Here is an 11,315-nt window from a genome sequence, read left to right on the forward strand (position 1 = left end):
CGTGCGATCGGCTACTCTAGTCATTCGTGCGCATTCTGTTAATCGCTAATCCAAATTCGACGAGTCAGACTAATGAACTGTTCCGCCGCATCATCCCATTGGTGCGCAGTATTGATGATTCGCATTTGCTCACCAAGTTCACCCACTACGCCGGGCACGCGGAGGATATGACCCGCGGGCTGAGCCGCGATGATTTCGACGTGGTTATCGCGGTCGGCGGGGATGGCACCGTCAACGAGGTGGTCAACGGGCTGCTGGGTAAGGTGGGCGACGACCGTCGAAAAGCCTCTGAGGTTCCTGCATTAGCGGTGATCCCGACTGGGTCGGCGAACGTATTCGTGCGCGCGCTGGGCTACCCGCGCGATGCCGTGCACACCACGGAGCTTGTGGTGGGCCACATTAAGCAGAATCTGCGCCGACGCATTCGCTTGGGCACCTGGAATGACCGCTGGTTTGCCATCAACGCGGGCATCGGTATTGACGCCGACGTGCTACACAACATCGACAAACTCCGCGAACAAGGCTTCGCCGCCACCCCGCTGCGCTACCTGCGCATTTCCTACCAGGCGTGGCATCGCATTCTGAATGCGCCGCCGAAAATCAGTGCGCACGCAGAATCCGCCGAGGGCCAAACCCAACACATCGACGAAGCCCCACTCGTGTTTGCTTCGAACACGAACCCCTGGACCTTTTTGGGCCCATTGCCGGTGGTCACCAATCCGCGCAACTCCTTCGATAAGGGGCTGGGAACATTTGGGTTGACAGACCTGAAAGGCTTCGGTGGCTTCGTCGGCTTACTGCACCTGTTTGGTGCGGACGAAAAGGGCCGGTTGAATAAGTTCACCGATGCGCGCACGCTGCGTTTTGACGATGCCACCCGCATCACCCTGGAATGTGACACGGAGCTGCGTTTTCAGGCCGACGGCGAAACCCAGGGCAAGCTGAAAACCGTGGAACTCAACAGCATCCCGGATGCCATCGAGGTGTTTTCGCCAGAAGAAATCATCCCGGTGCAGCAGCGCGGTGTGTGGGCCGTGGTGCGCGATTTATTCCGGATCTAACGGTTGCCAGCACTACCGACCGGGGTGAGGTATTCCGGCTGCACAATCACGTTATTGCGCACAGCCTCGAACACGATGGAACCGCCTTCCAGATACACCGCATCTGCGGCTCGGTCTAGCGGCAACGTGGTGGTATCCACGGTCAGATCAAAGGCTGCCAGCGCGTCGTCGTCCGCATCATCCGGATGTACCGACGAGCTGACAATTTCTTTCGGCCGCAGTTGAAACTCATCACCGACCAACCGCAACGTGGCCAGAACGGAAACCTGCTCATGGAAACCCGGCGGCCGTCCCTGAAACACGGCCTCGGTTGCGGTGCCACCACCTGGGGAAATATTTTCCGGATGGGAAATCGTCAGATCCTTCATGTCCAGCCATTCACCCATCGCCACGCCATCCAAACGCAGCGTGCGTCGCATAGATTGCGCTTTCGCACCCACAAAATCGCCCGACCACACCTGATTCGGTTCAGCGCTTACCCCCTGCAGCGTGACCCCAGTGTTGACCATGCCGACGCCGTCCACATCGACATCCAGCGCGGATACCCCAACAACGGGCACCTGTGCCGAACCCAAAGCCTGCAGAAAGGGAATCCCGCCGACATACACCGATGGCGGCGTGGCTAGCTCATGCCCGGCCTTGGGCGCGTAAGTCTCGTATACCGCATCAGAGATTGTGCGTTCCACATTAGATGCCACAGCAGTATCACCAATCCAGGCGATGCCCACCACACCCGCGAGACCCAATGCCCAGGCCACACGGCGGGCAGTTGTGCGCTTGACGACGATCGACGACATTCCTCATTCATACCGCATTAGGGTGGGGGCATGACTAATTGCGATCGTTTACGTTTCCAACTGACTACTCTTGCCGACGCCACGCTTGCAGAAGAAGATCTGTCCGGGATCGCACAAGACGGCGCTGGGAAAGACAGCGTTACGGCAGCGAAAGGCATTGTTCCCGCGACGCGCGAGGCCGCCGAGAAAATTGTGCAGGACGCAGAATCTACCGACGGTTTTGCTCCATTGTCCGAGCAGTTCGTCGCGGGGCTATCGGATACCCGCGTTGGCCACCAGCACGTGCTGGTTTTTCTTGACGACGAGCTAGTGGGGCTGGCAGGCCTGGATGGCTGGCAACCTGCCGGTGCCGGGGCTGGGGCCGATGCGGATGCCGGTGCCGGTGGAGACAGTGCTGACGATGCAAACAGTGACGCGAACGGTGACGTGAATGCGGAGATGGTGATCGCTCCTAGCCATCGCGGCCAAGGATTTGGCACGTGTTTGTATCAGCATCTGCGTGAGCTCGTCGGCACGAGCCTGCAAGTCTGGGCACACGGACAATTGCCGGCGGCCGAAGCGATCGCGCACAAGCAACAGTTGGAAATTGTCCGCCACCTGCTGGTGATGTCCGTGACTGGCGAGGCCTTGCAGAAATCCGCTGAACCGGGCGAGACCCCCGACGGTTTCGTGGCCGCGAATTACCCGGATTCGGTAGAACGATTCGGCACCGAGCATGTAGAAAACAGCTGGATAGAGGCGAATAACCAGGCGTTTTCCTGGCACCCTGAACAAGGCGGTTGGGATACGGACCGGCTGCATCGCGCCATGGAGGCCGACTGGTTTGATCCGCACGACGTGATCTTTTTGTGGGACGATGCTGCCGAGGGCGTCGACAAGCGTCCTGCGCAGGCAGGTTTTCACTGGACGAAATGGCACGGGGCTGCCGAAGATTCCGCGAAAGCCGTCGGTGAGGTCTATGTCGGTGAGGTCTATGTGATTGGGCTGGCTAACGCGTATCAAGGCCGTGGTTTGTCTGGGCACCTGCTGCGCCGGGGAATTAAACAGATGGTGAACAAAGGGGCAACGGAAGTCATCCTGTATGTCGAAAAGGATAATGAATCGGCCGTGCGGGTGTATGAAAAGTCCGGTTTCGACATCGCAGAAAACCACGTGGTCTATGCCGCTAGCAGCGGAAACGGTGCTTAAAACTAGCGGTTGTGGTCGGTTTTTCACCCGACCATAAAGGTTTCCAGAGACTTCACACGAAGTCCATAGTGATTTTCCTTCCTGGTTACATACGTCTCTTACTGTGAGTTTTTGTGAGCGCGGCAACGTGTTTAAGAACTACCGCGTGAAGAACTACACAGTAATCCAGGAAGGTTCCCATGACTTTGACCAACCGCACCGCTTTTTCCCGTACTGCTATTGCCCGTAACAAGCTGCGGCAAGCTTCTGCAGCACTGGGAGCGGTGGCTTTATCGGCATCGTTGATCGCATGCTCGGAAGTAGATGAAGCTGCTAGCACTGCCGACGATGCCGTTGATAGCGATCACACCGCCACCGGCGAGCTCATTGGTGAGGGTGCATCCTCGCAGCAAAACGCGATGGATTATTTCGGCGTGCAATTCAATTCGCTGACTGATGCCACCCTGGCCTACAACCCGACCGGATCCGGTTCCGGGCAAACCGAATTCATCGCGGGCAATGTGGATTTTGCCGGTTCTGATTCACCGCTCAAAGACGACCAAATTCAGGCCGCTGCCGATCGCTGCGAAGGCAACGATGCATGGCACCTGCCGATGGTCATCGGCCCGGTCGCCATTGCTTATAACCTGGAAGGCGTCGACGGAGAGCTGAACCTGCCAGTAGACACCGTCGCCAAGATCTTTTCCGGCGAGATCACCAGCTGGAATGATCCAGAAATCGCCGAGGCGAACCCGGATGCGGAACTGCCAGATTCCAAGATCACCGTGGTATACCGGTCGGATGAATCCGGTACCTCGGATAACTTCCAAAAGTTCCTGACCGCCTCGACCGGCCACTGGGACTCTGCGGGCAAGCAATTCCCGCAAAAGATTGGTGAGGGTGCGAACGGCTCCAGCGGTGTCGCCAGCCAGACCGGATCCATTGATGGCGCCATCACGTATGTGGAATCCGGATTCGCGGAACAAACCGGCCTGGGCATTGCCCGCCTGGACTTCGGTTCCGGTCCGGTAGAACTGAGCGAAGAATCCGTGGGGGTAGCTCTCGATAACCTGAAATTCACGGGTGCGGACGGCGACGAAGCTCCGCACGATATGGTCGTTGATTCCGATGCTTTGTTCGCTTCTGACGACGAAGGTGCATACCCGCTGATTCTCACCACCTACGAAATCGTCTGCTCGGATGGCTACGACGAAGAAACCGAAACCCAGGTGAAGGATTTCCTCAACGTCATGCTGGAATCCCAGGATGATGAGCTCGCAGCCTCTGGCTACATCCCGGTGACCGGGGAGCACTTGCAGCGTCTGCATGATGCGGTTGATGCCATTGGTGCTGGCTCGGATGCTGGTTCGGGTGCTGGTTCGGGTGCTGGCGCTCAATCCTAAGAGTCCGAGCCTTAAGCAGCTGAAATAAGCGTTAATAACGAGAAAGCGTCTGATAATGTCGCAGACACGAACACGCATCGGCGACCGGGTTTTCCGCACCGCATCGTCGACATCGGCGCTGCTGATGACCTTGATGATCGCCGCCATTGGCATCTTTTTAGTCCTGCAGGCGGTCCCGGCACTTAACCGCAATACCGAGGGCTACTTCGGATTCCTCACTTACGGGCAGGATTGGATAACCTCCGATCCGCAAAAGATGACCTTCGGCATTGCCTCTATTCTGGGCTCCACGGTGTTGATCTCAGCTTTGGCACTGCTACTTGCCATGCCGATTGCACTGGGAATCGCGATTTTCCTTTCCAGCTACGCCCCAGCCCGGATGGTCAAACCCCTCGGGTTTTTGGTGGACATGCTGGCCGCCATCCCATCGATCGTGTATGGCCTGTGGGGCTGGCAGGTGCTCGGGCCGTTCTTGTCAGATTTCTATGACTGGCTACACGGCTGGGCCGGCGGGGTTTTCCTGTTCACCGTCTACCCGAATTCACCGTCGTTTGTTACCGGACGCAACATCTTTACCGGGGCGGTGGTGCTCGCAATCATGATCCTGCCGATCATCGCCGCCACCGCCCGCGAAATTTTCAACCAAACCCCGGCGGGCCAGCTCGAAGCAGCGTTGGCGTTGGGCGCCACACGCTGGGAGGTGGTGCGCATGACGGTGCTTCCATTTGGTTTCTCTGGCTATATCTCAGGTTCGCTGCTGGGACTCGGCCGCGCACTGGGTGAAACAATGGCGCTGTACATGATCGTCTCCCCGCTGACAGAATTCCGTTTCTCGCTTTTCGACGGCGGCACCACGTTTGCCACCTTGATCGCGAACGCCGCGCCAGAATTTTCCAATCCGTTGCGCGCCGGGGCATATATCGCCGCTGGTTTGGTGTTGTTCATTTTCACCTTCGTGGTTAACGCGGCGGCACGTTCATTAGTGGTGTCAAAATCCACCGCGACACCGAAACCGAAAAAGGGTGCATCATGACGCCAGCAACTCTAGAAACTGCCGGACTTTCACAAAAACGCCGCACCACCGACATAATCGCCACCATCAGTGTGTGGCTGGCAGTGGTCATCGCGTTGATCCCGCTGGTCTGGGTGCTCTGGGAAGTAATCTCGCGCGGGTTGCCCACAATTTTTGATGTCGGCTGGTGGCAGTATTCCCAGCGAGGGATCCGCTTGCACGATATCGGAGGTGGCGCGCTGCACGCGATCGTCGGCACGCTGGTCCAGGTGGCCATCGCTTCGCTTATTTCCATTCCCATTGGCATTTTGACCGCGATTTACCTGGTGGAATATTCCCAGGGTGGCCCATTGGCCCGCCTGACGACGTTCATGGTGGACATTCTGTCCGGTGTGCCATCCATCGTAGCCGCGCTGTTCGTTTATGCCCTGTGGATTACGGTCCTGGGGTTCGAGCGTTCTGGTGCTGCCGTAGCGCTGTCACTTGTGTTACTGATGATCCCGATCGTGGTGCGCAACTGTGAAGAAATGCTGCGAGTGGTGCCCATGGAGCTGCGTGAATCCGCGTATGCGCTGGGTGTTCCGAAATGGAAAACCATAGTGCGCATCGTATTGCCTACTGCGATGTCAGGTATCGGTACCGGAATCGTGCTCGCGATTGCGCGCATCATGGGCGAATCCGCCCCGGCGCTGATCCTGGTGGGGTCTACCTCGTCGTTGAATATCAATCCATTCGGTGGTCCGCAATCCTCACTGCCACTGATGATGCTGGATATGTACAAATCCGGAACGTCCGATGAGGTAGCTGCGAAGCTTTGGGGCGCGGCGTTGACCCTGGTGCTATTCGTCGCTGCGCTCAACGGTATTGCCCGGCTGATTTCCGCCAAATTCTCTGTGAAAACCTCCCGCTAACCAAAGGTGATTAATTCTCATGTCTGATCCGAAGCTCGTGCTGGATGATGTCAACATTTACTACGGTGATTTTCACGCGGTACAAAACGTCAACCTCACGATCCCTGCGCAAGCGGTTACGGCGTTTATTGGGCCGTCTGGCTGCGGCAAATCCACCGTGCTGCGCACGCTGAATCGCATGCACGAGGTCATCCCCGGCGCGCGTGTGGCTGGCAAGATTGTGCTGGACGGGCAGGATATTTACGCTCACAACGTGGACCCGGTGGCGGTACGCATGAACGTTGGCATGGTGTTTCAGAAGGCGAACCCGTTTCCGACGATGTCGATCGAAGAAAACGTGGTTGCTGGTTTGAAGCTGGCTGGGGTGAAAGATAAAAAGCGTTTGCGTGAGGTGGCAGAGAAATCATTGCGCGGGGCGAATTTGTGGGAAGAGGTCAAAGATCGCCTGGATAAGCCCGGCGGGGGACTATCTGGTGGTCAGCAGCAGCGTCTGTGTATTGCGCGCGCCATTGCCGTGGAGCCAGAGGCGTTGTTGATGGATGAGCCGTGTTCGGCGTTGGACCCGATTTCGACGTTGGCGGTGGAAGATCTGATTCATGAGTTGAAACGGGATTACACGATTGTTGTGGTCACCCATAATATGCAGCAGGCGGCGCGTGTATCGGATAAAACCGGATTCTTTTCTTTAGAAGCGACCGGGAAGCCGGGGCATTTGGTGGAATTTAGTGACACGAAAACGATCTTTGAAAACCCGGGCAAAAAAGAAACCGAGGATTATATTGCGGGTAGGTTTGGCTAGCTGTCTTTGAGCACCTAGCTTGAGCAGCCTCTGTAGATCCCTTGAATAACTTTTGAACAGCCACTGGTTGCGCCGCGGTCACAATGACCGCGGCTATTTTTGTTGCCGCTGACAGGCCTCAATCGATGTTGAACTGCGAGCTCAAAAAACCTTCGGGTAATTTTCCGGTCGCCAAAAAGACGATGCGTGCGCACACGTTGACGCAGTGATCGGCATAGCGCTCGTAATAGCGAGCCAGCATGGCCACATCCACGGCCGCGCGTGAACCATGTGCCCAATCATCGGCAGTGGTCAGTGCCAGCAACGTGGCATTGAGCTTGTCGACGGCGTCGTCATCATCATTGATTGCCGTATCAATCCCGCCTGCAGGATCTTTCAGGATTGCGTTGGTTTGTTGCGCCATGTCGTCGACAAGCTCAGCTAGCCGCGCGAAATCCGGGGTGACTGACTCCGGTACCACGCGCTCCGGTGAACGGCGCAGCACCGCTGTGGCGATGTGCGTGGCAAGGGCCGCCATGCGTGTGAAATCCTCCACGATATAAATCGAAGAAACCACCTGGCGGAGTTCCGAAGCAACCGGGCCTTCCAAGGCGAGCAGCTCGAAAGCACGGGCTTCGCTGCGCTCGCGGATCAGATTCAGGTCCTCCGTGCGAGCGACGGCCTGGGCGGCGGGTTCTTGTGCGGCTTCTGGCTGCGCCAGTAACGCCTGCGAAGCCAAGTCCATCACCTGGTGGACGGTGTCGCTGAGTTCAACGATGTCATTGGCAAAATTATTTAGTGTGTCTCGATATGCAGTACGCATAGATACGAGACTAAAAACACAAAGTTGCCACGAGATTACCCCGCGGCTGGCAGAACGTGAAGTTCGGGAAAACTCTTGGTTATCCCCCGGAATTGATTGCCTCTGCACCGGCAAGCGCGCGGGCATCATCTTGTGGATCATCCAACCAGCCTTCTGGCAGCGCCACCTTCGACGGGGAGCCTTGGCGTCCGCGGGCCCCGTCGGCGTCGTCGGCAAGCGCGTTAGAGTCTGCCCAGGGAGCTAGCTCGTCGGCAAGACCCGCCAGGCTCGACACCTTGGATAGGCGCGCCCGGACCTCACCGCCAACCGGGTAGCCGCGCAGGTACCAACCCATGTGCTTGCGCAGATCACGGCAGGCGCGCTGTTCACCCTGGTGCTCAGCGAGCAATTCCGCGTGCCGGCTGATGATGCCGGTGAGCTCACCCAAAGTTGGTGGGGCAGGAGGCTGCTCGCCGCGCAGGTGGGCAGACAGTTCAGCAAACAGCCACGGCCGACCCAAACACCCACGCCCGATGACGACGCCGTCGCAGCCGGTGGCTTCCATCATCGCCGAGGCATCCGAGGCCTTGAAGATATCGCCATTGCCCAGCACCGGAATTCCGGTGTGCGCCAGGTGTTGCTTCAGCGCGGCGATCTGCTCCCAGTCCGCGGTGCCGGAATAACGTTGCGCGGCGGTACGTCCGTGCAGCGCGACTGCCTGGGCGCCTTCCTCCACGGCGATACGGCCGGCGTCGAGATGCGTGTGGTGTTCGTCGTCAATGCCGACGCGGAATTTCACGGTTACGGGGATATCGGTACCTTCGGTGGCTTTGACCGCGGCGGCCACGATCTGGCCGAACAACCGGCGCTTATACGGCAAGGCAGCACCACCACCGCGCTTGGTGACCTTCGGCACCGGGCAGCCGAAGTTCATATCAATGTGATCAGCCAGGTTCTCCTCGACGATCATCTTCGCAGCCTTATAGGTCCATTCCGGATCCACGGTATACAGCTGCAACGAACGCGGAGATTCTTCCGGCGCGAACGTCGTCATGTGCAAGGTTTTTTCGTTGCGCTCTGCCAACGCGCGGGCGGTGACCATTTCGCAGACATACAAACCAGAAACCGTGCCGGTTTTCGCGATTTCTTGCTCGCGGCAGAGGCGTCGAAAAGCGACATTGGTCACCCCAGCCATGGGGGCGAGGACGACGGGGGAAGAAAGCCGGTGGGGGCCAATTGTTAAGCTCACAGGCCCTATTGTGCTCAACGTTGGGAAATACGCCAAACGGCCACCGGGGCGATCATAAACGCGGTGATCACGAACTATGACGTGGATCTATTGGGGCTATGAGCTGTATTAGTATTCATCATGAACACAATCACAGTGACCTCCGCTATACTGTGGTGTCAGAAGCGCTACGCAGAAACTGAGTCCTAGCCCCCATGTGGGAATCTGGGCTCTAACGCCTGCACAGCGTGCACTCAACACGAACGCGAAGTTCACAACCTAACGAAGTTCACAACGTTCAGAACAAGGAGAGATTAACGTGGCTGACCGTATCCTCAACGAATTCTTCAAAGACAAGATCGTTTCCGCTGAACAGGCTGCGGAGCACGTCAACAACGGCGACAAGATCGGAATGTCCGGCTTTACCGGCGCTGGTTACCCGAAGGCCGTTCCCACCGCTATTGCCAACAAGGCGAAAGCAGCCCACGACAAGGGCGAAGAATTCAAGATCGATCTGTTCACCGGCGCTTCCACCGCGCCAGAGTGCGACGGTGTGCTGGCAGAAGCCAATGCCATTAACTACCGCACCCCTTATAACTCTGACCCGAACCTGCGCAAGCAGTTCAACGCTGGCGAAGCCAAGTACCAGGATATTCACCTGTCCCACCTGGGCCTGCAGGTTGAGCAGGGCTTTTTTGGTCGCTTCCAGGTAGCTGTTATCGAGGCCACCAAGATCACCGAAGACGGCAAGATCGTGCCATCGTCTGCTGTGGGTAACAACCTGGAATGGATCGACAACGCTGACAAGGTCATTATCGAGGTCAACTCCTGGCAGTCCGAAAACCTCGAGGGCATGCACGACATTTACCAGATTCCGCGCAAGCCAAACCGCACCCCAGTGCCGATCGTCAACGTGGGTGACCGTATTGGTTCCCCATACATCGAGATCGACAAAGAAAAGGTTGTCGCTGTCGTCGAAACCGATGCGGCAGACCGCAACGCCCCATTCAGCGAGCCAGATGAAATCTCCGAGAAGATCGCCCAGAACTTCCTGAAGTTCCTGGAAGCTGAGGTCGAAGCGGGACGTCTGGAATACGATCAGTTCATCCTGCAGTCTGGTGTCGGTAACGTGCCTAACGCCGTGATGGCTGGCCTGCTGGACTCCAAGTTCGAAAACATCACCGCGTACACCGAGGTTATCCAGGACGGCATGCTCGACCTGATCGACGCCGGCAAGATGACCGTGGCCTCGGCTACCTCGTTCGCTTTGTCCCCAGAATATGCGGAGAAAATGAACGAACAGGCAGAGAAGTACCGCGAGCACATCATCCTGCGCCCACAGCAGATCTCTAACCACCCAGAGGTCATCCGCCGCATGGGCCTGATCTCTTCGAACGGCGCGATTGAAGCCGACATTTACGGCAACATCAACTCCACCAACGTCATGGGCTCCCGCGTCATGAACGGCATCGGTGGTTCCGGTGACTTCACCCGTAACGCCTATATCTCGACGTTCATCTCCCCATCGCAGGCCAAGGGTGGTGCGATCTCCGCGATTGTTCCATTCGCCTCGCACATCGACCACACTGAGCACGACACCATGGTCTTCATTACCGAGTACGGCTACGCCGACCTGCGTGGTCTGACCCCACGTGACCGTGCTGAGAAGATGATTGCGATCGCACACCCGGATTACCGCGACGAACTGCAGGCATACTTCGACCGTGCTATGAAACAGCAGCACGTCCACACCCCGGTTGACCTGGAAACCGCCTTCAATTTCCAGCGCAACTTCGAAGAATACGGCGATATGCGCGGTAAGCAGGACTAATTCCGGACTAATTCCGAGCCCTTACTGGTTGTCTAGCTGCAACTAGCGTCTGCCGGGCCCTGTTGGGCCCCGCCTGACACCCCAAGCTAGCGTGCTTTCCGCACCTAGCTGGGGTGATTTTTAATTATGTTTGGCATGTATTAGCATAGTGAGCTGTTGGGCCTTTAGCTCAGTTGGTAGAGCTGCGGACTTTTAATCCGAAGGTCGCGGGTTCGACCCCCGCAGGGCCCACATAACGCGCACAACCCCGGTCAGGAAATTGACCGGGGTTGTGCCGTTTAATCCTCAGACAATGGGATGCCTGGGACTATGCTCTGCCTGAACC

At 57.5% G+C, this 11,315-nt stretch carries 10 protein-coding genes and 1 tRNA gene; 8 read left to right on the top strand and 3 right to left on the bottom strand.

Annotation, left to right across the window (positions count from 1 at the left end; translation table 11 throughout):
* Nucleotides 1-26 precede the first annotated feature (26 nt).
* The gene (locus ACP8MI_RS01975; RefSeq protein WP_018120831.1) at nt 27-1,061 is read left to right on the top strand and encodes a diacylglycerol/lipid kinase family protein; all 1,035 of its coding nucleotides are present in this window, start codon (nt 27-29) and stop codon (nt 1,059-1,061) included.
* Here the strand turns inward: ACP8MI_RS01975 and ACP8MI_RS01980 are convergent.
* Complete coding sequence (locus ACP8MI_RS01980; RefSeq protein ID WP_049149873.1) at nt 1,058-1,858, bottom strand: LmeA family phospholipid-binding protein; 801 nt, start codon at nt 1,856-1,858, stop codon at nt 1,058-1,060. The two genes, ACP8MI_RS01975 and ACP8MI_RS01980, sit on opposite strands and share 4 nt — an antisense overlap.
* A 30-nt stretch (nt 1,859-1,888) precedes the next feature.
* On the opposite strand from ACP8MI_RS01980, the gene mshD reads away from it, so the two are divergent.
* The 5 genes from mshD (at nt 1,889) to pstB (ending at nt 7,150) form a co-directional block, all read left to right on the top strand.
* Nucleotides 1,889-3,046, top strand: a complete 1,158-nt coding sequence (gene mshD, locus ACP8MI_RS01985; protein WP_239211131.1) for a mycothiol synthase — start codon at nt 1,889-1,891, stop codon at nt 3,044-3,046.
* 179 nt (nt 3,047-3,225) lie between these two features.
* Nucleotides 3,226-4,428, top strand: coding sequence for a phosphate ABC transporter substrate-binding protein PstS (gene pstS / locus ACP8MI_RS01990; protein ID WP_425654008.1), 1,203 nt, complete (start codon nt 3,226-3,228; stop codon nt 4,426-4,428).
* Between the two features lie 55 nt (nt 4,429-4,483).
* Complete coding sequence (pstC, locus tag ACP8MI_RS01995) at nt 4,484-5,461, top strand: phosphate ABC transporter permease subunit PstC (protein ID WP_284589657.1); 978 nt, start codon at nt 4,484-4,486, stop codon at nt 5,459-5,461.
* On the top strand, nt 5,458-6,351 hold the full coding sequence (gene pstA / locus ACP8MI_RS02000; RefSeq protein WP_239211128.1) for a phosphate ABC transporter permease PstA: 894 nt from the start codon (nt 5,458-5,460) through the stop codon (nt 6,349-6,351). Before pstC ends, pstA begins: the two co-directional genes overlap by 4 nt.
* 19 nt (nt 6,352-6,370) lie before the next feature.
* Entirely contained in the window at nt 6,371-7,150 is a 780-nt protein-coding gene (gene pstB / locus ACP8MI_RS02005; protein ID WP_284589659.1) for a phosphate ABC transporter ATP-binding protein PstB, read from the top strand.
* A gap of 118 nt (nt 7,151-7,268) precedes the next feature.
* Here pstB and ACP8MI_RS02010 read toward each other — a convergent pair whose 3' ends face one another.
* Nucleotides 7,269-7,952 carry a phosphate signaling complex PhoU family protein gene (locus ACP8MI_RS02010; protein WP_126844610.1) on the bottom strand — a complete coding sequence of 228 codons (684 nt, stop codon included), beginning with the start codon at nt 7,950-7,952 and terminating at the stop codon, nt 7,269-7,271.
* A 79-nt stretch (nt 7,953-8,031) separates the two neighbouring features.
* Nucleotides 8,032-9,180: a tRNA dihydrouridine synthase DusB gene (dusB, locus tag ACP8MI_RS02015; RefSeq protein ID WP_239211127.1), complete on the bottom strand. Its 1,149-nt coding sequence runs from the start codon at nt 9,178-9,180 to the stop codon at nt 8,032-8,034.
* A gap of 298 nt (nt 9,181-9,478) precedes the next feature.
* On the opposite strand from dusB, the gene scpC reads away from it, so the two are divergent.
* Nucleotides 9,479-10,990: a succinyl-CoA:acetate CoA-transferase ScpC gene (gene scpC, locus ACP8MI_RS02020; RefSeq protein ID WP_049167398.1), complete on the top strand. Its 1,512-nt coding sequence runs from the start codon at nt 9,479-9,481 to the stop codon at nt 10,988-10,990.
* A gap of 158 nt (nt 10,991-11,148) precedes the next feature.
* Nucleotides 11,149-11,221 (top strand) — tRNA-Lys (locus tag ACP8MI_RS02025).
* Nucleotides 11,222-11,315 lie beyond the last annotated feature (94 nt).

The organism is Corynebacterium sp. LaCa_70 (genome assembly GCF_058182015.1).

Excerpts from the sequence above, each read along its gene's own strand:
- ACP8MI_RS02010 (WP_126844610.1), bottom strand. The coding sequence starts at position 7,952 with ATGCGTACTGCATATCGAGACACACTAAATAATTTTGCCAATGACATC.
- pstS (WP_425654008.1), top strand. The coding sequence starts at position 3,226 with ATGACTTTGACCAACCGCACCGCTTTTTCCCGTACTGCTATTGCCCGT.
- ACP8MI_RS01980 (WP_049149873.1), bottom strand. The coding sequence starts at position 1,858 with ATGTCGTCGATCGTCGTCAAGCGCACAACTGCCCGCCGTGTGGCCTGG.
- pstA (WP_239211128.1), top strand. The coding sequence starts at position 5,458 with ATGACGCCAGCAACTCTAGAAACTGCCGGACTTTCACAAAAACGCCGC.
- pstB (WP_284589659.1), top strand. The coding sequence starts at position 6,371 with ATGTCTGATCCGAAGCTCGTGCTGGATGATGTCAACATTTACTACGGT.
- pstC (WP_284589657.1), top strand. The coding sequence starts at position 4,484 with ATGTCGCAGACACGAACACGCATCGGCGACCGGGTTTTCCGCACCGCA.
- mshD (WP_239211131.1), top strand. The coding sequence starts at position 1,889 with ATGACTAATTGCGATCGTTTACGTTTCCAACTGACTACTCTTGCCGAC.